The following is a 24,489-nucleotide window of genomic DNA, read 5'->3' on the forward strand; positions in this document are numbered from 1 at the left end:
GTCGAGATGTGAACAAGATCCAGGTCGAGAACCGCGTCGGCAATCAGGTCACACGCGTCCTCGCCGGCCATCAGCTTGAGGACGACTACGTCGAGTGCAAGGGCGAGTGGTACGACGATTACCGCAAGTCGGCTCGTCAGATCGCCGGTCTGTGCAATGCAGCTCGCGGCGAGGACGCTACGTGGATTGTGGGCCTCGACGAGGACGCCCACACGCTCCGGCCGCTGCCGACCACCGAACATTCCACGTGGTGGCGCAGGTGAAGAAGTGGTTCGCCGACGACGTCGCGCCCGAGCTGGACACCGTCGTGGTCCTGGTCCCTGGCGGGTCGGTCGTCGCTCTGGTGTTCTCCACCGACCGCGCCACATACGCCGTGACCGTCGCGGACCACCAGGTGTCCCGGGAGGTTCCGGGCGGGAAGCAAATAGCACCACCACAGCAACCCGATCTCAACTTCTACCCGTGCTGGTTCCGAATCTTAAAACGCCTGTCTTGGAGTTGATCGATCCCGAGGTGTCGTGCGTATCGGCCACCACTAGCCGACACGATGCGCTTTCAGGCGGATCTCTTCATCTCCGTCGCCGATCGGGCGATGCTGCCCAACCATCGCTGGTCGCTGACCATCTCGTCCGATGAATGGGAGGCGGAAGGGTGGGGTCCGCTGCGGCCTGAGCTGGAAATCAGCCGGGTCGGCTCGGACGATATGACGCCGGTCCGCGGCCCCTTGACCACTCAGGGATCTACGTCAACGGGGCCGGTCGGGTAGGGCTCGTGGCCGAGCTCGGACCCACCGACGCATGGACGTCCGATCATCGTCGCACCCTGCAAGTGCAACCGGAGCTGCGTGTTGTCCTCGACATGCCTGTTGACGGGCAGCCCAAATCAGCGCGCACGGCCGTCACGCTGAGCCACACCCCGACGCACACCATCGGCGAATTGTGGCGTCACCGCTGACCGATCTCACTCGGCGTATATCCGCGGCAGCCGTTCGTTCCACAGCCGGACCGCATTCCGATAGCGCTCACTCTGCTCTGCGGCAGTGGCCAGCTGGTCGGGTGTAACCCCGGCCTCAAGAAGCAGCCGGAACGTCAGCACCCAGCGGAGTGATTGAGTCAACGCGTACACCTCGAGAATGTCGGGTGCCGCCCCTGCATCGTCTTCGCCAAGACCATGCGCCGCGGCGACTCGCTGCGCTCGAACAGCTTCTTTCCACCGGCCGATCTTCCCCACCGCGGAGGGCACCGCTGCGGCAACAGGTTCGGCGAGCTGTTTGAGTCGTTGTGGGTAGGACTCCTCAGCCCACCAGCCCTGCAATGCCTCAATCAGGCTGTCTTTGACCGCATCGTCGACCTGCGATTCTCGAAGTGCTTCGGTTGCTTGAGCGATCTGTCCGTCCGAGAATCGAGTCGCAGCCGGATACAGCCGACGGTGGAGCATTTCCGCGACGGTGGCCAGGGTCAGTGCCTCGGTGTCGATGGTGGTGAACTCATCGCTCCATGCCGCCGCGAGGATCTGCGGCACGGGGGTAACACGCTGCGCCAGTTCCAGCCAGCGCGGCAGGAATTCGTCGCCGAGCACGCTTCGGTAGAGCAGTAAGTCGCCGGCGCTCTCCGGTGCGTCCGTCGCCACCTGATAGCCGAAGACCTCCACACGAACGTCGTCGTTCTTCACCTCCACGCGTCGAACCGAGCTCTCGGCCCCCGACAGCAAGGTCATCAGGGTCGCGATCGGCGTAGCTAGCCGATGAAGCGCGTCGGGCAGGGTGGGGGCGGTATCAACCGTGATGACCGCGGTTGTGTTCGTCGATACGCGAAAGCCGCCGAACTCCGGGGGCGACATGGTCGCCTGCGGCACCAACCGCAGCTGTCCTGGCTGGTCGACCAGGGCTGCAGTGGGGGAATCTGGAAGATCCAGCGTCCAAGACCGAGGCCCCTTCCCGTCGAGCGGCATGGTCTGCGATGTGGTGCTTATGCCCGCCCATTCGTGAAGGTTGGTCACGTTGACGCGCACCTCGCCGAACGTTGTCCCTGGGTCCGCGACGTGGTCCCCGACGAGGCACCAGTCGGTACGCATCACCTGGTTCCCTGGGGCGTCCTGTCCGGGCAAAGAGAATCCGACAGACCGCCGGCGGGTCGTATTCACTCCCCATAGCGTGACTTGGTTCGGATTGACCGCCAGCGACCCCAGGACGACTGATTCAGCCGGCTCGTCTACGTGGCTCCCCACCAAACCATTGCCGTCCGGCTGCTCGACCCACTTGATTGTCGGAGTGAACCCGGGGCTGACTTCCAGTACGGCGCGATCGTCGGTGAACCGGAGGATCCCTGTTCGCACGGGACTCAGCGGATCGCCGGCAGCATCGACCATCTGAAACTGGCCGATGGACTCGGGTGTCGGATCTGGGAACCGCTCAAACGCCATGCTCAGTGATGCTATTTGCGGTTCCCGCGCGGGTATGGGTCAACGGTCAAATGGGATGTGCGGTCGCGCTGATCTGACAGCGCACGCGGTTGAGCGCCGCCCAGTTGGGTGTCGTCACGTCGAGGTCACGCATCACCAGCGACAGACTCGCGCTGATCTGGTCGGCGACGTCGCGGGCCGGGAGCTCGCGGACGTGGTCGTTCCAGGTAGTGGGGTTGCAGCGGGCGAGGACGTCGCCGACTTCTTCGAGCGTGACCGCGACCGTGGTGCCGGCCTGGCCCGCGGCGTACTCGTAGTAGCCGCGGGTGAGGTTCTGTAGTGCGGCAAGGATCGTCGCCGCTGTGACAGGTGCGGTCATGGGGTGCCTCTCATCTCTCATCACGTGGTGGATTGTTGGGGTCGGGGTGTGGGTGGCGGGTGTGGCCGGGCAGCTGGAATGTGTTGTGGGGCTGGGGAGCCCACGGACTTTCCGTGCCGTTGGTTCCGGCCACACCCACCGCGCCACCGTGTGGTCCGGTCGAGATTGGGAGTGGGACCACCGATGGCGGGTTCATGGGGAGACCGGTGATCAACCCGGCTACGGCCGGCAGGCCCGGCGCGGTGGTGGGCAGGTAGCGGCGGTCGTGTGAGTTGGGCGGACTGTGCTTTTCCGGGGTGCAGGCGTGGAAGGGGCCGCCGGCCCCGGTGAGCACGGCGACGTGGTGGTCGAAGTGGTCACGTAGGTACCCCGACAGTGCGGCTGCGCCCTCGGCGGCGGCAATGAGCTGCTGGGCGCGGAGCGCCCACAATCGGGTGATCGCCTCAGGGTGCAGATCCCACCGGGAACACCACCGGGTTCCCCCGCCGCCGCCGGCGGCGACCTTGCGTTCGCACCAGTCGCTGACGTTGGCCATCACCCACGGTCGGAGGACGTCGAGCACCGGGGGGCCGTTGTCGGCCGCGGAAAGTACATCAGAGCTGCCGCCGGCCTGCCCTTCGGAGTCGTCGGTCTCGCCGACGGCCGCGGTGTCGGGGTCGGCGACGATGTCACCGAGTGTGGCCAGTGTCGATTCGAGCTGCGCCATACCGTCGGCGTGGATCTCGGACTGGGTTCTGACGTCGTCGAGCTGGGCACGCATCGCGGCGAGGGCGTCGCGCAGATCGGCGAGCTCGCGGTCGCTGTCACTCATTTCCCCCACCACCACGACTCGCCTCGATTGGCCGTCATGGCGTTAGACCGCGCTGAGACGGTGGCGTAGACGCGCACCGAGCGGGTTGTCGTCGCCGAGTTCCCGGATCGCGGTGTCGCGCACCGTCGCGGTGTACTCGCGGGCGTGCTTGGTGATCGCCGCGGCGTTGTCGGTCTCGCGGTACCACGGCAGCAGGTCGAGCAGGACCGGTCGCGAGCCCTGGCGAATCAGTAGGGCGTGGTTGCGGCTCAGGCCGGCGACCTCTTCCAGTGGCAGGATCGGTTCGCGGACCTGGCTGCGGTTCTTCGTTTTTCCGCCCGGTCCGATGCTCAGCGATTCTTTCCACACTTCGTGGGTGCCGACGAGGTCGCTCACCATGCGGGCGTCGTCGACGTTCTGTAGACCGGCACCGATGATGCGGCAGGTCGACGCACCCCACATCGCGGCCATGCCCTCACGGCCCCACACGCCCATGCCTTGCTGGTAGGACTGCAAGATCACGTCCACGAGAATGCCTTTCGAGCCCAGGTGCGACGCCTTGGCGGGCAGGTCGGGGATGCGGCAGATGTTCGCGGCCTCGTCGAGGACGATCACCGGTTCCGGGCTGATGCGCCCACCCGACGCCGACGCTGCGAGGTCGCCGAGCTTGAAGATCTGATCAACCATCGCTGCGACCACCGGGCCGGAGGACTCCGCCCCCTCCTGGGTCATGAGATACAGCGTCGGTGCGTCCTTCTCCTCCGGGGCGAACAGGGTCCACAGGTCCAGTTCGGGGATCTCGCGGGTGGGTGGGGTCTCCCACGTTGACGGTGGGGTGACCCAGCACAGGTCTGACTCGTCTTGCAGCGATTCCAGGGCCGCCGATGCGCCACCCTGGATGCCGCCCAACGTTTCCTGCGGGAGTCCCCACTGGGCTTCCAGGGCGCGGGCGTGGCGGTGTAGGCCGTGATCGCGCAGCAGCTCCACCGGTTCGGCGGAGTATCCGTCGATCCACTCGATGACCTCGCGCATCGACCGGCCCGCGACGGCGGCCGCGAGCAGGGTCCGAGACAGCATCTGCTTGGACGAGGAGTCGAAGAACCCGGAGTTACCGCCGTCGGAGTTGTTGGTGCCGACCGCGGCCATGAAGTGGGTGGCCACCCGCTTGGCCGATTTGTAGTCGACGACGGCGGACAGGATGTTCCACCACCACATCTGGTCGACGAACGCGATCCGGCCCGGGTCGTAGGCGTAGATCGGCCCGACCTCTTTGCGCAGCGCGGCGGTCAAGATCCACAGGTCCGGCTTGTTCGAGGTGGCTACCACTGCGCCGCGGGCGGCGAGGATGCGTGGAACCGCCTGTGAGCTGGTCTTGTTCGATCGCGGCCCCATGATGATGAGGGTGAAGTCCTCGAGGGTTTTGTAGACCCGCTGCCCACCTTTGGTGGTGCCCTGGCGGCGGACGACGCCGATGGCCATCGCGACGTCCTCGGCGGTGAGCCCTGAGCGGGCCGGATCGTCGTCGCTGAGGCCGCGTAGCTCTGCGCCCTTGTCGATCGCCCCGGCACCCATGACGTCGCCGAGGTCACTGGCGTCGCGCAGCTTGCGGTCGGCAGGGCTCTGTAACCACCACGAGCGCGTCGCATACGCCACCACTGCAGTGGCGATGAGGACCACGACGACCACGGTGACGGGAAGCCAGGTCGGCCATCCCAGCATGTTGTGGCCGATGATCGCGGCACCGATTGCGGTGATGACCGCCAGGCCGACGAAACCTATGGCTTGCATCTGTTTGTCGGCGGCCTGGTTGTTGCTCATGCCACCGACCCCCGCCGGGTCTGGCCCGAACTTTCAGTGGCGGACGCGAGGAGGAACAGACGGTCGGCGATGACGTGGCCGAGTGCGGTGTCGTCGGTGTGGACGATCACCGTCGAGGACTGTGCGCCGCGGACTTCCCGCCACACACCGTTTCCGCCCGTGTCGTAGCCGCGGGTGGGCCCGGTGATCGCTGCGGCGGCCGCAAGCAGTTCACGTCCGGCGAGGGCGGCGGCATGCCGCACGACATCGCGGTCTGGGGCGAGGTCACCGGCCGCGGCCGCCACACACAGAGCGAGATCGTCGTCGCCGTCGGCACCCAGAAGCTCGACGATGGTGGGGATGGCTCCGGCATCGAGGATGTGGGCGACGGTGACCGGCGGCCACCCGACCAGCGCCGCGGCGTGCAACGCCCCGGTAAGCACGGTGGCGGCGTCAGGCACAGCGAGAGTGAGGTTCGCGGGCAGGTCTCGGGTGAGGTGATCGGCGGCGGTCGCAGCGACCGACTGATCGGCGCACATGTCGAGGAGTGGCCACCAGGATCGCTGGTCAGCGGTGACGGCGGCCGGGTCGGGGCTGATGACAGTGGCGGCCGGGTGCATGCGCAGGTAGGCGGCCAGGGCAGTGCGGGTGGGGGCCACCAGCACCGGTGGATAATTACGCGTGTTCACGGGCGGGTCCTTTGTGGTCGAAGCTGGCGGTGACGCCGTTCCAGGCGGTATCGGTGTTGTAGAGGGCGGCTTCGGCGGGGTCGAACTCCATGACGACCGGAAGGCCCATGCGGGCACCGGATTTCACCAAATATTTTCCGCGGCCGGGGTGGCGCTGTCCGGGCACCCAGGTCGGGGGTGCCGACCAGCTGGTGACCATGGCCCGCTCCCGGCTGGTGAACGGGGTCAGCTCGTGCAGGCGCTTCATCTCTTCCCCGTCGAGGCCGCCGAGGACCTTGATGGCGTTGCGTGCGGCCATACCGCGGGCCTTGGCGCGGTCCTCGACGGTGGCCAGGGCGTCAAGGTCAGACAGCGAGTGCGTCGACTGTGCCGAGACGATCCCGCGGTGGCGGTTGAGTCGGGTCATGCGGTCGGTTTTCTCGACCAGTCCCGGACCGGCCCGCAGGCCACGCCACAGCTCGTCTTGGGGTTGAAAGATGTTGCGGCGGTTCCCAGATGCTTGTTGGGCTTCGATGACCGCAGCACCCCAGGTCCAGGAGCAGAGCATTGCTGCGCCAACGACGTCGTCGCCGTCGTCTTCGATCGCTGACAGTGACAGTGACACTGCCGGTAGATCTTTGGTGACCTTGATCGTCGAGGGCCGATCGAACATTCCCTTGATGGGGCCGTTGTCGGAGCACAACAGGTGCAGGGTGTTGCGGAACTCGCGGATCTCACGCTGATAGGTCATGTCCTGCGCGCCGGGTAGTGCGGCGGGGACGGCCATAATTTTGCGCAGCGCATCGCTGCCGTGGTCGAGGGCGCGTAGCACGTCGGGGATGGTGGGTTCTTCGGTGCCGGCGGCATCGTCGGCGATCGCGGTTGCGGTGCCCAGCAGCAGTCGCTCGGTCGGGGTCAGCTCGGCGCGGCCGACGATCGCCAGCAGCGATTCCAGCAGGGCCAAGCGGCGACTGTTGGCCAACGATTCGAGCTGGTCGCGTTCGGCTCCGGTGGTGGCGGCGATGACGGCGATCAGTGGGCCACGATCGAGGGGGTTGAGGGAATGCAGGCCCCGGCCGATGCGGAACACCTGACCGCCGATGGCGTCGACGAGTGGGGTGTATTCGTCTTTGAGATCGCCGGGGATGATGCCCATGAACCCGAATCCGACCAGCCCCATGAGTAGTCGTTTGAGGAACGATGACTTGCCGATACCGGGCTGTCCTTGCACCCAGATCCCAGTGTTGGTGACCAGGCCGTCGACCAGCCACTGCGCGGGGTCGAGACCGATTGGTTCGGCGGTGTGCAGGTTGCGGCCGATCGGTACACCCCGCACCCGGGCGCCACTGGGTGCGGGAAACGGGTAGAAGCCGGGCATTTCCGCTGTTGTTGACTGCCACCAGGTGCCTGGTTCCACGTTGGCTGCCCAGCCACCGAACGGTCGGCGGAACCCTTTGGCTGGTGGTCGAGGTCCGAGTGCGGCGTTGAGCACATCGAAGGGCAGGTCGGTGGGAATGTCGTCGAACGACACCTCGCCGGGTATGTCGGCGACTGCATCAGGGTGGGGTCCTAACCCCAACGCCCGCAACACTTTCTGTCCCATGGAGACGCGTTCGGCTTCAACCGCCACCGCGACATCGACGTCAGGGAGATGGGCGGGCCGTTCTGCGACCGCCTCAATGATCGAATGTGTTCCCATCCCTATGCTCCCCACCGCTCAGCGGCGTTGCGGGACAACCCTGATGCGGGGTCGACCCCCACACCCAGTGACGCCATGAAGGTGGCCTCCTGTGCTTTGCGGGCCCGACGCCAGCGCCCTTTGCTTTGGCCCTGGCGCTCTTCAGCGTCGGCGCATGCCGCGGCCAGCGTGGTCTCGTTGCGGACCGTTGTGGTCAGGTAGAACGTGAACCGGCCCAGCCCGGCACCAAGGGATTCCTGTTGTGCAGCTCGCCGGGTTTTGACCCGGTCGTCGTGTTCGCGTTGGGTTTCGTCTTTTTTCGTCTTCTGCGCCCAAATCCGGCGAAACACACCAGCATTGACTTCCGACTCGACCTTCTTCGACGCCTCAGCGGCGCTGTAGGGCCGGTAGATCATGCACAGTCGGCGGTGGTAGCGGCCGGGAGCGACCAGCGGCAGCAGCGACCGGTACCGCACCACCCCACCCGGTGGGGCGGTGAACACCCACGACACCGAGTAGCCCGAATCATGGGCGTACACATCAGGGTTGGAGCCTTCGGTGCGCAATGGTCGGGCATCATTCCAGCGCCACAGTTCTTCGGTGTCGTCGAGTTCTGTGGTGCGTACGGCCGGGTCGAACGCGGCCCGCAGATACCGGATCAGTCCAGCGCGGGTCATCCGACCCATGACCGTCATCCCGCATGAAGCCAACGACGACTCGAATCGGGGGAGCATGTTGACGACCTCGGCCGCGCCGCGCTGCAACGTGTCAGGGACAGGGGTGGCCTTAGACAGGTTGAAGTTGATGGTCACCAGGCAGGTGACCTCAGCGGTGCGGGCTCGAGACTGGTTGACGAGTCGTTCCAAGACACCGCGGCAGAACTCGGGGGCAGCGGTGTTCTTGTCAAGCCGGTCGAGGGTGTAGGCGCGTTGGTTCATCCCACCGGCGGGCGCGGTTTCGGTGATGAATGCCAGCGAGTCGACCAACGGCATGTGCCCCAGCTCGGCGAGCAGCCCACCGAAGTTCGTGACCCACGTCAGGGCGTCAGCATCATCGGCGAGGGTCAGGCCGACTGGTGCAACCATCAATGGGGCTGTGAGCAGACCGGTCTGGCGGTTCCAGATCAACGCCTGGGTGCCGCCACGACCGTCCTCCACCTCGATCGGGCACAGCGGAGCCAACGGCCCGGGCAGGTTCTGCCCGCGCGGAAATTCTTCGAGGGTGTCATCGGCGTAGGCCGAGGCGTTACCTGCCCCAGCGAACCGCAGCTGGAAGGCCAGCGACGTCATGATCGTGCGCCCGGAACTGGTGACGGGGATGACTGCGAGGGCGATCAGCAGGAACGCGGCCAGCGCGAGAACCCCGGTGACCGCGAGGCTGCCCAGGATCGGGGAAAACGACACCACCGTCACCGCAGTGAGAACGATGATCGTTTCCCGGGTTCCGAGTTTCCCGATCCCAAAGCCCCGCGGCCGGCGGTAGCCGGAATACCCAGGATTGGTGGTTGTCATCAGTGAATCTCCTGTCGTACACACGATGTGGCGGTCACAGAGCAGCGGGGGTGGTGGCGTGGGGTCATCGCAGGCCGGGTCCGGTGTCGTCGGTGGTGTCGGTCATCCCGTCTGCCATGGCCTGGGCCATACCGGTGATCGAATCGCCGGCCGAACCGACGGCGTCCCTGGCGAGCATCGCCCCAGCGACGTACGGGTTGCCGCCGGATTCGGCTGCTACCGAACCCATCTCGCCGCCCCCGACACCTGTGGCGGCGGCACCGTCCCCGTCGGGGCCGCCGGATACCGGGATGCCTGTGTCGCCGGAGATACCGCCGGCGGCGTCGGTGGACTCAGCGCCAACGTCAGAACCCCCGAGGTCCGCGACGTCGGAGCCGCCGCCAACATCAGCCGCGCCACCCCCACCCCCGCCGGAGCCGGGGCTGTTGCCCGGGCTCGGGTCGGGTTCGGGTCCGGTCGTCGATGACTGGGGGCCGGTGGCGTCCATGTAGTTGGACTGTCCGTCGCCGCCGGAGGCACCAAAGGAACTGAGCACGTCCGCGCCGAGCTGCCCGGCGAGGCCCGCTCCGCCGGCGATTCCGGCCAATGCGGTTCCGGCCGACCCGCCACCAGATATGGCGGGCGAGATGAATGCGAAGAACTTCAGCATCACCGGCAGGGCGAGCATGGTCAAAGCGATCACCATCAGCCCAACCATCACCGCAGACAGGGATCGTTCGGTGCCCATCAGTTTCCAGCCCAGGGAGTACATGATCGCTGCAGCGGGCTTGTAGAGGACCAGGGCGATGAGCATGGAGCAGATGCGGGGGAACCACTGCCGACCCCACGACGACAGTTGACCCGCAGCAGCGAAGATCAGCATCGCGTAGAGGACGACGATCCCGGCCTGCCGGATGAATCCGAACAGCCACTGGATGCCGGAGAGCACCGCAGCCACGATGCCCAACAGCAGCACCCCACCCGGATTGTGCAGGGTCGCGATCCCCAACATTTGTTGCATCTGGGGTCCGAATTGGTCGGCGCCGTCAGCGGTGACCTGGCGGGCGAAGTCATCCCCGGCATGCATGGCCCCGGCGAGGATCGTCGTCGACAACGACGCGATGAGCACGAATTTGATTGCCCCCATGCCCAACTCGGCAGCCGGTCCAGGGCGGCGGGTGAGGACCATCGTGATCGCTGAACCGATGATGCCCAACGCGATGATCATCATGACGACGGTCTGCACTGCGTGGCTGCCGGTGATCGCCAACCCGGAGGTGACGTCAATTGACCCGGTGCGCAACCACCACGACATCGACAGGGTCAGCAGATCACCGGCGAACTTTCCCACCGACTCGCAGGCCTGAGCGAACCAGTTGTCGAGTTCTTTCGTGGCCACCGCCACGGGGTTGAGTTTGTTCCAGTCGACGTTCTTCGTGACATCACCGGCGGTGGGGGTCACCGTCGCGCCCTGGGTGAGGCGTTGGAACCGGCCGTTGGCGTCGTACTGCATCGGCTTGGACTGCGCCCACCCGTCAGGCTTGTCGCAGACGGGGATTTTGTGGTTGGCGATCGCACAGTCCAACACGTTGTCCCTGTTGAGGAGTCCTTTGTGGTCGGCATCGATCGTGGCGGGGGCGGTGGCGGAGACGCCGGCGAGCTTGCCGGTGGAGTCATAGATGTAAGAGGTGAACCCCTTCGAGTCGTCGGCGCCGCCATGGGCTGCGCAGTCGCCGAAATCAGGGTGCGCGGCGCACTGGATAGCGCTGAACCCGGGATGGCCGTCGACCGGTGTCAGCCACGTCTTCTGCTCACTGGTCAAAGGACCGGGATCGGCGGGTAGCCAGCCAGGGGTGGTGGCCGGGTCGGCGGCCGCCGACCCGGCGCAGGTCGTCACCACCGCCACGATGACGGCCCCGACCGCGGCGATCACTGAGGACGTGCGATGTCGGGTGCGGGGCGTTGGAATGCGACCCGTCATCGCAGGCTCCGATCCTGAAATTGATGCCAGGCCGGGTCCCCGGTGATCGCAGCTGAGGTCACCGCGTCGGCGGGGCTGGGATAGTAGTTCGGCTGGTAACGCCAGTCACCGGAGATCCACACCACCGTGAGCCGGAAAATGTTGTATCGCCCGTCGGATGCTGCGGTAGCGATGTCGTAGGTGGCGGCCTGATCGTCATAGGGCTCATAGGCACGCCAGGCGAACACCCGCGGCAACACCTGGTTAGCGGCGAGGGTGGCCTGCAACCGTGCCGCCTGGGCCCGGACCTCGTCACGGTCAGCAGCGTCGCCGAGGACCTGATCGGCGAGGATCTCATCGGTGCCTGAAAGGGTGTACACCCGCAACGCGATTTGCAGCGCAGCGATCAACGCCCCATCGGGGGTGTGAGTGAACCCGCGGGCGGTCACCCCTTCCTGGACGCGGGGGCCGGCAGTAGCGGAGAACGGCAACTGCACCGGCCCGACCTGTAGCCACGTCACCGGCTGCGAGGTGACCGACGACGATGACGATCCGTTCGGCGACGCTGCCTGCCCTGTGGGCTGGCCTGCGGTGTCACCCGTGGAACGGGTAGCCACCACGATCACTACGACAGCCACAATCGCTGCGACGCCGATGACTGCTGCGGCCACAGCGATGTACTGGCCGCGACGGTGGCCACTGTCGGGGGTCTGCTGGAACTCGGGGCTGGTGAAACTCATGGGCGGGTGTCCTCGTGTTCAGAAACGGGTGAACGTGTCAGGCAGTGCAGCGTCGGGTAACGGTGGGGAGTGGGAATCGAATTGGTCGCTGTAGCGCCAGTCGCCGCCCTCCCAGATCAATGCCGAACGCGAAAACCGCACCTGGGCGCCGGGGGTCCGTGGATAGGCCAGGTACACCGTTGCGTGGTTGTCGGCGAACGCTGAGACCCGAAACGCCACCGGTGCGGCCGCGAACTGGGCGATCACCGCGGGATCGGGTTGCGGGCCCGCCTCACGGGCGGCGACGAGTTGAGCCCGGGTGCTGTCGCTGACATCGGTTTGGGCGTCGACGACCGCCTGATAATCCGGGGAGAACGCCAACCGGAACGCGATCTGCGCGGCGGCTAAGACCGCGCCCTGCGGGGAGTTGGAGTACCCGCCGGTCACCGCACCCTGGATGCGCGTGGGTCCGTCGGTGGCCGAGAACGGCAGCGGAACGCCATCGACGCGCTGCCACGAGATCCCCTGTGGCGCAGCGGTGAGGTAATCCGGGTCGGCCGGGGTCAAGGTGCGGTGCGGGATCTGCGGCACCAGTGACCCTTTCGCCGCTGATGGGGCGGTCGAGGCTCCGACCCGTGAGCCGCCCACGCTGGACGGGGTGGGATCACAGGAGCGTGCCAACAGTGTCACCGCGACCGCTGACACCACAAGTGCCACGATCATTGCCGCTGACCTGCTGTCGAGTCGGCGTCGCCGAAACTCTCTGGTAGTCATCGCCATTCGGAGATTCCTTTCGTCGCCATCACGTGAGGGTCAGTCGGGAATGCCTGCGGTGAGCAGCATTCCGCCGATCGTGGAGGCGGATCCGACCAACATGCAGCCAGCCCAGATCCAGATGCTCGATTCCAGAGCGTTTTTCGCGATTGTCGAGCGGCCCTTGACCCCGACGATCATCAACCCGAACACCACTAGTGAGCCGAGGACGGCTGCGATCCCGAACCCGGTCAACGCGTAGCCGACGATCTGGGTGGAAAACTCGTCGAGGTTCTTCGGCGAGGTCGTATCCGAGCCGCCGAACTTCTCCCAATGGATCTGGCCCTGATTAGCGGTACCGAATTGGATCTCGTTACGCCCATCCGAGGGATCAGTCGATCCCCCCGGCGGGCTGGCTGGGGCCGTAGGGGCGGCGGGACCAGTCGACGGGCCCGACACGCCCGGCGGTGTGGGATCAGCCCACGCCGCCGGTGCACATGGGGTGGCGAGTAGCACTGCTGTGCTGGTGACTGCGAACACGGTCGCGGTCCACCGCCGACACCGGCCCATCAGGTGAACATGTCCAGGAGGCCGACGATGCTTCCCATGCCGATGATTCCGCCGAAGATCCACGGGAAGTGGCTGACCGCGTCTTTGGCGAAGTTCGAGCGGCCCCGAGCGCCGACGATCATGCCGCCGAACACAAACAGTGCCGCCCCGACAGCGAGTACGTAGATGAACGTCTTCGCCATGCCGAGGATCTGATTGACGCCGTTCTGAGCCTTGGTCGGCAGAGGAACCGGCTTGGGGTCAGGGAAGTTGCCGGTATCGGCTGGATTGATGCCGTGCGGGCGGTGGGCGTCCCACAGCGCGCTGGCCTGGGTGAGGGTCTCGATCGTGATGGACATCGATTGCGTTCCTTATCTTTTCAGGAGGTGCGGCGCAGACCATCTGCGCCGGTCGAACCGAGTGCGGTAGTGCGGGGTTGGGGGGTTGATCCCCGCGGTCCCTGCCGTGACGGTGGCGCATCTGGTGCAACCGACCACCGGTCGTATCCCGCCGCCGGTGGTGGGGGTGTCGGTGGTGAGGGTGTCGGTGGCCACGCAGGGACCAGCGGCCCCGGTGATGCCGCAGCGCTCGAGGCCTGCGGATTAGGCCACTGTCGCGGCACTACCGGTCCGGTCGCGATAGGCCACCCGTCACACACCGCTACGGGCGCCTCGCCCATACCGGTGGTGTCGGTGGCCACGACAGTCGTCACCGCCGCCAGCAGCTCCTCGCGGCGGTGACGGGCGGTCAGTGCCCACCGGGGCGGGTGGTCGGCGAGGACCGCGTCACGGGCCGCGGCCGCCGGATCAGCCACCTCCCGTAACGCAGGAAGCCACGGAATCCACACCACTGCAGCAACATTTGGTTCCAGCATGCGGGCGCGGTCTCGCACCGCAGCAGGTGGCTTTTCGGCGCAATCAGCCACGATGACTACGACCGGGGACGTGGGTAGCGCTGCAGCCGCTCGGGTAATCGCGGCGAGCTGGTGGGCAACCGAGCGGCACACCAACACATCGGCAGGCATGCCAGGCGCCCATACCCCCGCATCGGAGACCCCGAGAAGACCTGCGACGATGGTGGTGCCCACTCCCCCGGCCAGGCCGACGATCACTGGTGGACGCATCCGGGTCATCGGGTCACCACCCCACACCCGTGTCGGCCGTCGTCAGTGACCGACCAGCCCGCGCCGTCGCGGGTCATCGTCACCACAACAACCGGATGCCGATCCGGTAGCGGTGTGTCAGCGATGAAACTCTGGGTCACCGCGATCACCCGCACTGCAACAGTGGCGGTGTCGGCGGGACGTTCCTCGCTTCCGATTGCCGCGCGGGTCTGTGCCCGGGCATGGACGCGGGCCAGCGCCGTCCAGTCCGCGTCAGGTGACCCGGTCGGGGGTGTCGCGGTGATTCGCTGCGCACACCGCCGGGTCATCAATCCAGTCGCCCGGACCGCCGCATCGAACGGGCTGCGGTCGGTGATGGTGTTCCACCCCAACCAGATTCGCGCCGCAGCCACGCCCACCGACGATGGATCGGCACGGTCGACAGTCACACCGGGAGGCAATGTCGAAGGCACCGGCGGTGGGGTTGGGAACGTTGCTGATCGTCCCGGCCACGCCTGCACCGACGGGGCAGTGACCGGTGGCAACGACACCGTCGCCGCCGCAGATCGATCCTCCCGGCCACCACCAGTGGAGCTGCTCGAGCAGCCGGCGAGTGCGGTCAGAAGTACCGCCACACCCAGCGTGGCACACACCAAGCGTGTGTGGGTGCTGTCACGAACCGAATCGACGAACATACATCTCCTCTCCGTTCCACCCCGACAACGGCATGATCGACACTGTCTGTCCGGACTGTGGGGCGTTGAGCAGCATGTCGACACCGTTTTGTGTGCCGTAGTAGATGCCGACGTGGTGGGTGTTTCCCCCACTGCCGAAATAGATTTCATCGCCCGGGGCCTTCTGGTCGAACGGAATGTCCTTGCCCCGCGGGTCATACAGTTGACCCGGATTGGACCGGTCACCGGTGTAGTGCGGCAGGATGATCGCACCGGCGGTGGCCTGGGCGATCGCGTAGAGAGTCAGGCCCGAGCAGTCGAACCCGGTCACCCCCACATCCGGTGCTGACCCCGGGGACGGGCCGTCTTTGGTTCCCCCAGCCCACGCGTAGGGGGTGCCTAACCACCGCAACGCCGCCTGAATGATCTTGCGGTTAACTGGACCCGACAGGCGGGTGTTCCCGCCGCCGGCGTACACGGCCGCATACTTCGGGATCAGCCGTCTGATTTTCGGTGCATACGACTCGGTCTCGCCGTTGTTGATGATCGGTCCACCGTTGGCCAACACGCAGCCATAGCCGCAGTTGTAGGCGGCCAAGACAATATCGAGGAGATCACCCTTGATACGGCCCGACGCGATATCTGCGCGGGCCTGCGCGGCAGTCGCACAGTCAAAGTTGGCCTGCGCCAGAATCGCATCCGGAGGATCGAACGGCGAGACCGCGCCGTTGTGGTTGGCGTCCTGCCCGTACGACGGCCACGTGTACGGCATGAACTGCGACAGCCCCTGCGCCCCCGCCGGTGACACCGCCGCAGGATTCCAGCCCGACTCCACCTCGATCTGTGCAGCGATCACCGGCGCAGAAATGTCGGAGCACACTTTCCCCGCCTTGATGACCCACGGCTCGAATTCCGGTGGGACAGTACCGGTTTTCAGACCAGCCTGAGACGGTGCCACACCCTCATCAGACGGCTTGTTAAACGGTGCAGCGATGACCGTCACGATGATCACCGGGACCAGGAACACAATTCCCAGCACCAGCGCCAGTGATGTCTTTTTCACCGCCTACACCTTCCCCAGCTCGCTTCGTCCCCGACCAGATGCGTTGCAGAGTTTCTGCACTCATCGAGCATCGAGATGTACAACCGCGTCGGCCCGAAACTGGTTGCAGCGCACTCCCATACGCTGTACCCAGGCCCTGGCCAGGCGATCACCGTTAAATCATCAGCTACTCTCGATCCGACCCAGCAGCCACTTCGCCAACCACTGCGTGGCCGAATCACCACGGCTATCGACCTTCATGTGGGCATAGGACTGATGGGCGCCGAGCAGTGCATACGCCGTCACCTCCACCACCTGCGTGGCCAGCTCGTCGGGCTTGGTCAGCGACAGAAACGCGTCATACTCGGGCATATCGACGACCTTGCCGATATCGGAGAGCATCGACGACCCGAACACCACCTGCGCCAACTCCATTGGCAGAGAAGCCGGATTAACCGCGGCGGCCATCGACACCCGAGTCACCGCGCCGATCACCGACTGCACAGCCTGCTCAATGGTCGACGGGTCTGCGTTGACGACATGCTGCAACAACGTCAACGCCCGGCCCGTCACATACGGGCCGATGTCCTGAAACCGAAGATTCAGCAAAGGCACCACAGCCGCAATCGCTTTCGACTTCCCCGACAGAGCACAAATACCGTCCTGGGGCGCACAAAACGACGTCACCTTGTCCGCCAGCGTTCCGAACCCGTCCGGTCGGGCACCCACCACGCCCTGACCCACCACGTTGGGGCCAACGAAGCTTTCCGCACCCGGCAAACTCACCGGCTGAGCCGAAGGCTGATCAGAATCAAGATTCGACGTTGTCTGAGTCCGGGCAGGATCAGACAACAATCCGGCCGCGATCACCGTCGAATCCGGTACCGGACCCCTACCGTTACCGATCGCCGACAACACATCACCCGCGATCAACGCGCCCTGCGAATACCCCAGCAACACCTGCTTCGACGTCGGACACGCCGAAGCGATCGCCTTCATCCGTGCATTCACCGCATCAGTCCCAGCCTGCCGAGACTGACCCAACGTCAACGGATTCCCCGTGCCCAGCCCAGCCAATGGGCCGCCCACCTGCGCCACATACGGGACCTGCTCGAAACTCACCGACCTCCCAACCGACCCGCCGCCCACACCAGACGCACCCGACGTAGTAGTCGGCGGCGCGGCTGGACTCGTCGTCGCCGAGGGTGTCATCGCATCCCACAACCCGCCCGACGTCGATGCTGTCGAAGGATCACCCGTAGACGTCGTCGACGGAGCAGTCGCACCCGCCCCACCCAGAAACGACCCCGACGAATCACCCGCAGCCGCGTCCTGACCCATCCCAGCCGTCGGAGCCGCGCCAATCTGAGCCGGAGCCACACCCAAAGCAACGATCGGCGACCCCTTCTCCACCGCCGCCCTCAACGGATTCGTCACCGCCGCCAACATCCCCGGCACCACAGCCCGATCAGCCCGAGCGTTCGTCTCCCACGTCCCCGGCACCGCCAGCACGAACACGTCCTTACACGCCATCGTCGACGGAGCAGCATCCGCAGGCCCGGTCGCGGCAACGGTCACAGATGCTGCGGTGACAACGGAGCACAGCGCGACGATGGTCAGGGAGCGAACCGCAGGGTTCTTGTGGGCGATCATGAAATCTTCCGCGCAGGCCCGACGTTCCGCGTGACCATCCGGTGGCCGACGGGGCAAGCGGGCCCATGTCCAGGTCCTAGTCCCACACAGCGAAACCCGGGCGGCTGTGCCGGGCAACCAGGTGCCGTGAAGTGAGAGAGTCCGTCGTGAGGAGCCTGTAAGGAAGTCAATTCATCCCAACCCAGAGCGATCGGGGCTTGCGCTGCGTGCATGGATCGCACATTAACACGTCATAAGGAGAAGTTCGACGCTCGGCGAGACTTGGACCAGTAAGACCCGCCGTATCTCCGATCTATGACCCCGTTACGATCGTTTTGTGATAGATCTGCGGGTATCATCGCCCACTAGAGCGTTTCGACACCTTGCGGGCGATAGTCTTCTGCGTGTGCTTGATCAGATCCCGCCACCGCTGGCGTTTCTCGCCGACGCGGTGACTACGAGACGTCGGGCGCTCGGTCTCACTAGAATTGATCTCCACGGGGCTGGTGGTCCGTCCGACTCGACGATGTCGAGGATCGAGAACCCTACTGTTTCCACTGCATACCCGCGGCCGAGCACGCTTGACCGCCTAGACACCGCGCTGCGCTGGAAAGCGGGCTCTGCCGCAGGTTGCCTCGATCTACGGGTACCCACTCCCCTGGAGGATGTCGCGGCACCCGCGCCGGTTGAGGACCCTCCAACACACAACTGGAACCCAGTGAGCGTCGGTCAGCGTTCCGATCCGCTTGATTTCGACTATGTGGCCGTACCTGTCGACGTACTGCGCGACGGACTGATGATCATCCAGCAGAACCTCACACCGGCCGATATCGCCGGCGGAGCGACCGCGCTACGCCAGTTGATTCAGTTCGCGCAGAAGCTTTCCGCAGCGCACGCCACTGAGGTGCTAGAACGCATTGGGGGCCCCGGTCGTCCAATGCCAGGGTTTCTGCAGATCACGTTCGCGCCGTACCTCCTCGAGGAGGTTCCGTTCGACGAACCCAGTGAGCAGCAACGCGACGATCAGCGTTACCGCAGGTGGCTGGTGGGGGCGGCAGATGACGTCTCTGGTCGCTACGAGCGTCGCCTCGACAGGAAGCTTCGTGCCATAGCACTCGACGCGATCTAGCTAGACTGGAGGAATGACGAACGCCGAGCTCGGGAGCGATCGGAACGACTCGCCCCCAACGATAGTGGGGCGAAGCGGTCTCGGTAAGTCTGAGTCCATTGCGTATCGGCTCTGGTTGCTGATCGCACTCACAGGTCTGCCTACGGACGAGGACTCGACTTACGAGATCCTGGCTGAACGGCTGTCCCGCGAGGGTTGCTCTATCCGGCCGCGGACGATCAGAGCTCACCTCAGCGGAACGGTAGTCCCGACCCGGCGAGAACTTGACGCGTACGGCCCCGCCTGCGAATGGTTCGCCAACAACGCGGTACTCGCCGAAGACCCGCGCTACTACCTGAAACCGTTGATTCAGGCCGAGATGTTCATGTGCACGCACATCATCGGAAGCATCCCCCTCGCTCGCGGTCGTGATACCCCACACGGCCTGGACGCCATGTCCGTGCCTGAGCTGCGCGCGTACCGGGCCGAATTGCTGAGTAGCGGTCGCCTGGAACTAGTCAGCACGTGAGCCTCCTCTCCCGGCCACCACGAGTGTCTGGGAATCCCCCTGGTGGGGTGCCTCGCTCGCCGCAGCCCCGAGAGGTGGCCGATCAGCTCGTCCGGCGGATTGACCCCGGACCAATGTGGGACGTCGACCAGTTCGTCAACTCCGTAGCGCGACGACGTCGCCGCCCGATCACGGTCGTCGAATCGCCCGGCCTCGTGTCGCTCTCGGCTGGGGTAACTGGCCAGCTCTGGACTAGAACCTCGTCGGATGAGATATTGCTACCGCCAGGCCTCGAACCAATCGAGCGACGTTATGCGATCGTCCACGAAATGGGCCACCTACTGCTCAATCACCCGTCGCGGATGTCTCCAGACGCGTGGGTGGCGTGGTTCGACGCTCTCCCCCCGCACCTAGTGCGTCGGCGCATAGCCGCGCCCGCGTTCACGTGTGAGATGCACGTGTCAGCACTAGGCGGCGACACCGAAGCCCCGGTAGAAACCGCCGAGGAAGAGGCCGAATGGTTCGCATCGCTGCTGCTATCCGAAGTGGACGACAAACGTGCTCGAATCGCAGCCCGGCGCGGGGCGGACAAGACCAACAAAACGATTGATCGACTAGCGCGCACTTTCGGCTACTACTGATTTCGGAGACACGATGTGGTTTCTCGACGTCGTCACCACCATCGGAGCAACCCTGTTGCTCGCGGTCGGAGTGATCCTCCTCGCCCGCTCAGGTCCGCCCCGCAAGCCGACCTCGGCCGGCCACTGGTTTGGCCTGGCCATCCTGCTTTTCGTTGCTGCCCGCTTCCTGCACCTGCCCACGATCGAGAATGAGATGTCCAGGATCGCAGCCACTCTCGACGGACATCACCAGTGGTACAACATCCCGTACATGCTCACGATCACCTGCACCACGGTCGCCATCGTCTATTGCGTTCCGGCGGTTGCCTGGCTCCTGGGCGCCAACGTCAGACTGTGGCCGCCACATATTTTTGCCGGCGGCTCGTTCGTCGTCATGATCGTGTCGTTCGCGGCGAGCGACCTGTGGAAACGACCGATCGACTATCTTCCCGCCGCCTTCGAGTGGGACACCGCGCAGATCGTGTTCTGGGGATACGTCGCAACCGCTATCGCGGCGGTAGGTCTGATAGCTCTCGCCCTCATCGCCGGAACGCTGCGAGACTTCCGCGGGCCCATCCGCCTCATGATGATCCTCATCGCGTCATCCGCATGTACCGCGGTAGCTTTCGCCGCCCACATCGTGCTCCGCGTGTTCTTCGTCAAAGCGGCCCCAGGCATGTTTCCGCACAGCTACATCACAAATGGGTCGTTCATCGCGGTACTACTCACCACTCTGGTGACAGTGCAGCTGTTGGGCGCCTTCTTCGTCCCGCTGGTAGTTCGGCTACGCATGCGGATTGTCTACTTCCAAATGCTGTGGCAGCAACGCGAAGAATGGAATCTGTCGCGGGAGCTCGATCACCGCAACGTCTTCGACGATCTGGAGATCCCGGAGACACGATGGGAATGCTGGCGAGCCGCTCGGACACCCGTCGTTGCCCGACGGATGCTGTTCGAGATGTCTACGGTATAGCTCGCGCGGCAAACATCCATGTGACCTCAGCGCCGATTTTGTTCTCGTCGTATGGGATCTGCCGGCCAACCTCAGGCGCGTACTGCGCGATTGATAGGGCGCTCTCGACACTCCATGACGGACCGACCCACTCTGCGGGGGCAGACTCGATGACTGATTCGAAGGCATACCCGTTGCTACCGACCGCTAGGGACATAGCCTGCGTTTCGGCGTCGATGAGTGCCCCGCGACCGAAGTGAACGGCGAGAAGGTAGCTGCCCGGCGCAGCAATGTTGTTGATTCTTCTAAGGATTCGCTGGTTGGCCGACTCTTCGATATACATGAACAAGCCCTCCGCGATGAACACCGCGGGTTCTGAGGTGTCGAACCCGGCCGCTACCAGGCCATTCCCCCACGAGTCCGACGTGAGATCCGCCGCGATGCCGTGCCAATTCTTGTCGGGGCCGATCCCAAGGCCTTCTGCTTTCAGCTCTGACACATCGGAACGGTCGATCTCGAACACCGACACTCCTGCCTCGAGCCATCCGAGGCGAATCGCCCGGGTGTCCAGTCCTGCTCCCAGAATCACTACCTGGCGGATCGCCCTTTCGCCGAGCAGGCGGTCGCACCACGAGTCAAGGTAGTGCGTCCTCACCGCCAGCGACACGTAGACTCGCTGCCCCTCCACCTGTTCGAGCGTCACGTTTTCTATGCCCAGGCCAGCCGCCGCCACCAGCTTGCTGGCCAGCTCGTCGGAGAACAATCGGTCATCGCGAGCAGATTCGATGGCGCGCATCTGCGCGGTGATCACGGCCGTTGTTCCTACGCTGGACACATCGAGGGTCATGAGCAGCGATATTACCGACGCCGCTACCCGTCATAAATCCGCCATAGGCTGAGGGGTGGACCAAACTCTAGCGGTCCCCGCGTGTCGCGCCCGTATCTGATTCACAGGCCATGCAAGGATTGGCGGCAGCAGGAACTCAGAGGAGGAGCGACGATGGCACAACCGCATCTCGGTACGCGCCGCGGCTTTCTGGTGCGTGGCGTGCCCATCGAAGTTGACGTAGAACAGCTCGCTCATCAGGCCGGTTACAGCGCCGTCTCCCGCTACGGTGCGGACGTGTTCTGCGACCTGGCCGGATTCGACCAGCTCAAGCTGGGCCCCGACGTCACACTCCCCCTCAACGCCTTACCCATGCCACTCCCCACCAGGATCGTCTCTGGCGCACCGCGCACGCACAAGTACACGATCCGCATCCCAGACCAGGTCAACGCCGAGGAACTAGCCCGGCGAGCGGGCTACAGCGCCGTCTCTCGTTTCGCGCGCGACACGTTCTGCACGCTTGCCGGCCGCAGTGACCTCCGCCTTGGCCCCGACCTGTTCGACGAGGGAGGTAGCCAGCTCTCGCTTTCCGCATAGCGAAAAAATGACGGCCCCCCTGGCGGGAACCAGAGGGACCGTCGAAGTCTGAGCCAGCGAGTTGGCGCTCACTGGTCTCGATATCCCCGAAGGGACTGTCTTGGATGACAGATCTCAGGATAGCTCGCACCCTTTGCGGTCGCTAGCTCCTGTTGAACGCGTGTTGCGTGACGGTTTGGTCACGCGGTGGGCTGATTTCTACGACCGGCTGGTCGCGGACCCCGTCGAGACGATCAAGGCTGTCCAACTCACCGCCGACGGCATGATCACACCGGTGATGTCAGGCACCGCGGCCGAGCTCATGGCCGCGGGAGAGGCCGCCGGCGCCGGCACCTCACCGTGGGCCGTCATCGCCCCGATCCGTTCCGAGATCCAGGTTGTCGACATCGACCGTTGCGCCGACCGTGTCCTGCAACCCCTCCTCGACGCCGCCGAGACCGTCGGCGCGTCCCTGGCGCACCTGACAGAGTCCGGTTCGCCGGACAGCGTCCACGTCGGCGTCACGCTGCCCAGTCGCGCTGCGCGGCGGGAGTTTGCCCGCCGGGTCGAGGAGATCCGTCGGTGGGCCGGCGAGACGACAAAGGCGGTCGACCTGCGGTCCAGGAACGACGGTCTGCGCCTCCCGGGGTCTGCGTCACTCAAGCCCGGCGGTGGCATGTGCTGGCCCATCGACACCGACGGCCGGCGAATCACGGCTATCGCCGCGGCGGCACGGCTCGCCGACGCTCTCGACCAACCGCACCTCGACACCGGTGAACTCCTCCCCTCCCCTGCTGCCGCTACATCGGTGTGGGAGGAACTTGGAGAAGCCGACACTGGCGAGCCTGCGGTCATCGCACCGCGCGCCTACCGGCCGCCAACCCGGATGACGGCCGAGCACTTCAAGACCCTCTCGGTGTCCCCTCGACAAGGGCTGCGATCGCACGTCGCACTCGCGGGAGCATGGGTGCTGTGGCGTCTCGGCGTCCGGTCCTGGCGGGCGGCGGCGAAGTACTACGCCATCTACCCGTGCTTCGAGAAGTGGCGTGAGCGTGACGCTGACGCCCGCGCCCGCAACCGACACCTCGAACCCGGGTGGGTCTCCTGGTGCCAACGGCACTGGCAAGACATAGCGCGACGCGCGCAAGCTCACCGCCCGCCAACCGCGGCGCTGCACGAGCCACAGATCGCTGAGGCCCTTTCCGAGATCGCGCAGTGGGACGACCCAGACCTCGTCGCGGCCGCCGTTGCAGTGATCCGCCGACGATTCTCCGACGGCTACGGACTTACCCGTCCGATCGCTGTACGAGATCTCGCATCGTGGCTGGGACTCTCCGCAGAAACAGCCCGCCGACGGTTGCACCAGCTCGCCGAACGGGGGCTCCTGACAGTCACGCGACCCCACGACCGGCATACAGCCCCTCACGAGGCCACAATCTGGACGCTGACTACTCCCGCTCGTACTTACCGATCATCTGTGAGTCATGACGTCACAGCCGCCCCCGGGGTAGCGACCATCCTCCACCCGGCATGGGTAGACTTGGGTCAGGCTGCCCGACTGGTGTTCAGTCACCTGTCCGTCACCCCCACCCCTGCTCAGGCCTTATCCGCATCCACTGGGCTCCCCACGGGAACGAAGCACCACGGCCTGCTCCGCGTGCTCCACTTGTTGGCTGAGCACGGTCTAGCGGCCCGCACAGGAAGCGGCCGCGCAACGCAATGGCTCCTCGGGGCCACCGCCCTCGACGACGTTGCGCCCGCTTCGACCGGTCGTGCGGCGCGCGAGCACGTCCAGGCGCGGGTCATCCTGGACCGAGATGTCTGGCACGCACGCGGCCACTACGTTGCTGCGCGAGCTGTGCAGCGTCGGCGACGAGCTGTGGGGACTCGTCCAGCGAACGCGCCCGCACGCTTGCAGGATGCGCGCCGCTCTGGGCCACCCCAACCTGCGCTTGTCTTTTCATCGGAAGGGGCGACGAACCGCGTGCGAGCGGCCGCGGCTCGTCGACGCCGGCCGAAGAGACACGGAACCGTACCCGGCTAGTGACGTTCTAACGGCACAACGGTATAACGGTTCGACACGCCAACGTCGTAACGGTAGTGATTTGACGTTCCGGCGTTAAAATGTTCCCACACTACAACGGCACAACTTGACAACCCGACAACGGCACAATGCTAAAACATCAAGACTGCACAACGGCAGGCCATTGCAACGTTTAAGTGTTACACCGTTGAAAGGCCATTTGAGCACCGGGCGCTGCCGTCA

Annotated in this window: 25 protein-coding genes; 7 read left to right on the top strand and 18 right to left on the bottom strand. The window is 65.3% G+C overall.

Annotated elements, in window-relative coordinates:
* Window positions 1-8 precede the first annotated feature (8 nt).
* Window positions 9-263 (top strand): hypothetical protein, encoded by a 255-nt coding sequence (locus tag KIK15_RS17725; protein WP_214246128.1) that lies wholly within the window; start codon window positions 9-11, stop codon window positions 261-263.
* Complete coding sequence (locus KIK15_RS17730; protein ID WP_214246130.1) at window positions 260-502, top strand: hypothetical protein; 243 nt, start codon at window positions 260-262, stop codon at window positions 500-502. The genes KIK15_RS17725 and KIK15_RS17730 overlap by 4 nt, the downstream gene beginning before the upstream one ends.
* Window positions 503-960: 458 nt before the next feature.
* On the opposite strand, the gene KIK15_RS17735 is transcribed toward KIK15_RS17730, so the two are convergent.
* From KIK15_RS17735 to KIK15_RS17810, 16 genes are all read right to left on the bottom strand, one after another.
* On the bottom strand, window positions 961-2,421 hold the full coding sequence (locus KIK15_RS17735) for a HEPN domain-containing protein (RefSeq protein ID WP_214246131.1): 1,461 nt from the start codon (window positions 2,419-2,421) through the stop codon (window positions 961-963).
* Window positions 2,422-2,467: 46 nt separating this feature from the next.
* Window positions 2,468-2,779: a hypothetical protein gene (locus tag KIK15_RS17740; RefSeq protein WP_214246133.1), complete on the bottom strand. Its 312-nt coding sequence runs from the start codon at window positions 2,777-2,779 to the stop codon at window positions 2,468-2,470.
* A 10-nt stretch (window positions 2,780-2,789) separates the two neighbouring features.
* Window positions 2,790-3,590: a DUF4913 domain-containing protein gene (locus KIK15_RS17745; protein ID WP_214246135.1), complete on the bottom strand. Its 801-nt coding sequence runs from the start codon at window positions 3,588-3,590 to the stop codon at window positions 2,790-2,792.
* Window positions 3,591-3,632: 42 nt separating this feature from the next.
* Window positions 3,633-5,387, bottom strand: a complete 1,755-nt coding sequence (locus KIK15_RS17750; RefSeq protein WP_214246136.1) for a type IV secretory system conjugative DNA transfer family protein — start codon at window positions 5,385-5,387, stop codon at window positions 3,633-3,635.
* Complete coding sequence (locus tag KIK15_RS17755) at window positions 5,384-6,055, bottom strand: hypothetical protein (protein WP_214246137.1); 672 nt, start codon at window positions 6,053-6,055, stop codon at window positions 5,384-5,386. Before KIK15_RS17755 ends, KIK15_RS17750 begins: the two co-directional genes overlap by 4 nt.
* A complete protein-coding gene (locus KIK15_RS17760) occupies window positions 6,042-7,733 on the bottom strand; it encodes a hypothetical protein (protein ID WP_214246139.1) in 1,692 nt (563 codons plus the stop codon). The genes KIK15_RS17755 and KIK15_RS17760 overlap by 14 nt, the downstream gene beginning before the upstream one ends.
* A gap of 2 nt (window positions 7,734-7,735) precedes the next feature.
* Window positions 7,736-9,223: an SCO6880 family protein gene (locus tag KIK15_RS17765; RefSeq protein WP_214246141.1), complete on the bottom strand. Its 1,488-nt coding sequence runs from the start codon at window positions 9,221-9,223 to the stop codon at window positions 7,736-7,738.
* Window positions 9,224-9,287: 64 nt separating this feature from the next.
* Window positions 9,288-11,183, bottom strand: a complete 1,896-nt coding sequence (locus KIK15_RS17770; protein ID WP_214246143.1) for a hypothetical protein — start codon at window positions 11,181-11,183, stop codon at window positions 9,288-9,290.
* Window positions 11,180-11,902, bottom strand: a complete 723-nt coding sequence (locus KIK15_RS17775; RefSeq protein WP_214246144.1) for a hypothetical protein — start codon at window positions 11,900-11,902, stop codon at window positions 11,180-11,182. The genes KIK15_RS17770 and KIK15_RS17775 overlap by 4 nt, the downstream gene beginning before the upstream one ends.
* Before the next feature lie 18 nt (window positions 11,903-11,920).
* A complete protein-coding gene (locus tag KIK15_RS17780; protein WP_250324923.1) occupies window positions 11,921-12,604 on the bottom strand; it encodes a hypothetical protein in 684 nt (227 codons plus the stop codon).
* Between the two features lie 90 nt (window positions 12,605-12,694).
* Window positions 12,695-13,174 carry a hypothetical protein gene (locus KIK15_RS17785; RefSeq protein WP_214246147.1) on the bottom strand — a complete coding sequence of 160 codons (480 nt, stop codon included), beginning with the start codon at window positions 13,172-13,174 and terminating at the stop codon, window positions 12,695-12,697.
* A gap of 29 nt (window positions 13,175-13,203) precedes the next feature.
* Window positions 13,204-13,542, bottom strand: a complete 339-nt coding sequence (locus tag KIK15_RS17790) for a hypothetical protein (protein ID WP_214246149.1) — start codon at window positions 13,540-13,542, stop codon at window positions 13,204-13,206.
* Window positions 13,543-13,562: 20 nt separating this feature from the next.
* Window positions 13,563-14,306 (bottom strand): hypothetical protein, encoded by a 744-nt coding sequence (locus KIK15_RS17795; RefSeq protein ID WP_214246151.1) that lies wholly within the window; start codon window positions 14,304-14,306, stop codon window positions 13,563-13,565.
* 5 nt (window positions 14,307-14,311) lie between these two features.
* Complete coding sequence (locus KIK15_RS17800) at window positions 14,312-14,734, bottom strand: hypothetical protein (protein ID WP_214246153.1); 423 nt, start codon at window positions 14,732-14,734, stop codon at window positions 14,312-14,314.
* Between the two features lie 223 nt (window positions 14,735-14,957).
* Window positions 14,958-16,022, bottom strand: coding sequence for a bifunctional lytic transglycosylase/C40 family peptidase (locus tag KIK15_RS17805; RefSeq protein WP_214246155.1), 1,065 nt, complete (start codon window positions 16,020-16,022; stop codon window positions 14,958-14,960).
* A 162-nt stretch (window positions 16,023-16,184) separates the two neighbouring features.
* Window positions 16,185-17,654: a cutinase family protein gene (locus tag KIK15_RS17810; protein ID WP_250324924.1), complete on the bottom strand. Its 1,470-nt coding sequence runs from the start codon at window positions 17,652-17,654 to the stop codon at window positions 16,185-16,187.
* A 385-nt stretch (window positions 17,655-18,039) separates the two neighbouring features.
* On the opposite strand from KIK15_RS17810, the gene KIK15_RS17815 reads away from it, so the two are divergent.
* The 4 genes from KIK15_RS17815 to KIK15_RS17830 all read left to right on the top strand — a co-directional run bounded on the left by KIK15_RS17815 (window position 18,040) and on the right by KIK15_RS17830 (window position 20,842).
* Window positions 18,040-18,762: a hypothetical protein gene (locus KIK15_RS17815; RefSeq protein ID WP_214246156.1), complete on the top strand. Its 723-nt coding sequence runs from the start codon at window positions 18,040-18,042 to the stop codon at window positions 18,760-18,762.
* Window positions 18,763-18,775: 13 nt separating this feature from the next.
* A complete protein-coding gene (locus KIK15_RS17820) occupies window positions 18,776-19,270 on the top strand; it encodes a hypothetical protein (protein ID WP_214246157.1) in 495 nt (164 codons plus the stop codon).
* 74 nt (window positions 19,271-19,344) lie between these two features.
* Window positions 19,345-19,890, top strand: coding sequence for a hypothetical protein (locus KIK15_RS17825; RefSeq protein ID WP_214246159.1), 546 nt, complete (start codon window positions 19,345-19,347; stop codon window positions 19,888-19,890).
* Between the two features lie 13 nt (window positions 19,891-19,903).
* On the top strand, window positions 19,904-20,842 hold the full coding sequence (locus tag KIK15_RS17830) for a hypothetical protein (protein WP_214246161.1): 939 nt from the start codon (window positions 19,904-19,906) through the stop codon (window positions 20,840-20,842).
* Here KIK15_RS17830 and KIK15_RS17835 read toward each other — a convergent pair.
* Complete coding sequence (locus KIK15_RS17835) at window positions 20,832-21,668, bottom strand: SAM-dependent methyltransferase (protein ID WP_214246163.1); 837 nt, start codon at window positions 21,666-21,668, stop codon at window positions 20,832-20,834. The genes KIK15_RS17830 and KIK15_RS17835 overlap by 11 nt on opposite strands.
* A 153-nt stretch (window positions 21,669-21,821) precedes the next feature.
* Between KIK15_RS17835 and KIK15_RS17840 the strand changes: the two genes are divergently transcribed.
* Window positions 21,822-22,244, top strand: coding sequence for a hypothetical protein (locus KIK15_RS17840; RefSeq protein WP_214246164.1), 423 nt, complete (start codon window positions 21,822-21,824; stop codon window positions 22,242-22,244).
* Between the two features lie 198 nt (window positions 22,245-22,442).
* Here KIK15_RS17840 and KIK15_RS17845 read toward each other — a convergent pair whose 3' ends face one another.
* On the bottom strand, window positions 22,443-22,595 hold the full coding sequence (locus KIK15_RS17845; RefSeq protein ID WP_214246166.1) for a hypothetical protein: 153 nt from the start codon (window positions 22,593-22,595) through the stop codon (window positions 22,443-22,445).
* Window positions 22,596-24,489 lie beyond the last annotated feature (1,894 nt).

Origin of the sequence: Williamsia sp. CHRR-6 (genome assembly GCF_018474015.1) — a bacterium.
Lineage (GTDB): Bacteria > Actinomycetota > Actinomycetes > Mycobacteriales > Mycobacteriaceae > Williamsia_A.

Coding starts and splice junctions, on each gene's coding strand:
- KIK15_RS17735 (WP_214246131.1), bottom strand. CDS start 2,421: ATGGCGTTTGAGCGGTTCCCAGATCCGACACCCGAGTCCATCGGCCAG.
- KIK15_RS17740 (WP_214246133.1), bottom strand. CDS start 2,779: ATGACCGCACCTGTCACAGCGGCGACGATCCTTGCCGCACTACAGAAC.
- KIK15_RS17745 (WP_214246135.1), bottom strand. CDS start 3,590: ATGAGTGACAGCGACCGCGAGCTCGCCGATCTGCGCGACGCCCTCGCC.
- KIK15_RS17750 (WP_214246136.1), bottom strand. CDS start 5,387: ATGAGCAACAACCAGGCCGCCGACAAACAGATGCAAGCCATAGGTTTC.
- KIK15_RS17760 (WP_214246139.1), bottom strand. CDS start 7,733: ATGGGAACACATTCGATCATTGAGGCGGTCGCAGAACGGCCCGCCCAT.
- KIK15_RS17765 (WP_214246141.1), bottom strand. CDS start 9,223: ATGACAACCACCAATCCTGGGTATTCCGGCTACCGCCGGCCGCGGGGC.
- KIK15_RS17770 (WP_214246143.1), bottom strand. CDS start 11,183: ATGACGGGTCGCATTCCAACGCCCCGCACCCGACATCGCACGTCCTCA.
- KIK15_RS17775 (WP_214246144.1), bottom strand. CDS start 11,902: ATGAGTTTCACCAGCCCCGAGTTCCAGCAGACCCCCGACAGTGGCCAC.
- KIK15_RS17780 (WP_250324923.1), bottom strand. CDS start 12,604: ATGATCGTGGCACTTGTGGTGTCAGCGGTCGCGGTGACACTGTTGGCA.
- KIK15_RS17790 (WP_214246149.1), bottom strand. CDS start 13,542: ATGTCCATCACGATCGAGACCCTCACCCAGGCCAGCGCGCTGTGGGAC.
- KIK15_RS17795 (WP_214246151.1), bottom strand. CDS start 14,306: ATGCGTCCACCAGTGATCGTCGGCCTGGCCGGGGGAGTGGGCACCACC.
- KIK15_RS17810 (WP_250324924.1), bottom strand. CDS start 17,654: ATGATCGCCCACAAGAACCCTGCGGTTCGCTCCCTGACCATCGTCGCG.
- KIK15_RS17820 (WP_214246157.1), top strand. CDS start 18,776: ATGACGAACGCCGAGCTCGGGAGCGATCGGAACGACTCGCCCCCAACG.
- KIK15_RS17830 (WP_214246161.1), top strand. CDS start 19,904: ATGTGGTTTCTCGACGTCGTCACCACCATCGGAGCAACCCTGTTGCTC.
- KIK15_RS17835 (WP_214246163.1), bottom strand. CDS start 21,668: ATGACCCTCGATGTGTCCAGCGTAGGAACAACGGCCGTGATCACCGCG.
- KIK15_RS17840 (WP_214246164.1), top strand. CDS start 21,822: ATGGCACAACCGCATCTCGGTACGCGCCGCGGCTTTCTGGTGCGTGGC.
- KIK15_RS17845 (WP_214246166.1), bottom strand. CDS start 22,595: ATGACGGCCCACGGTGAGGTGCCGGCGCCGGCGGCCTCTCCCGCGGCC.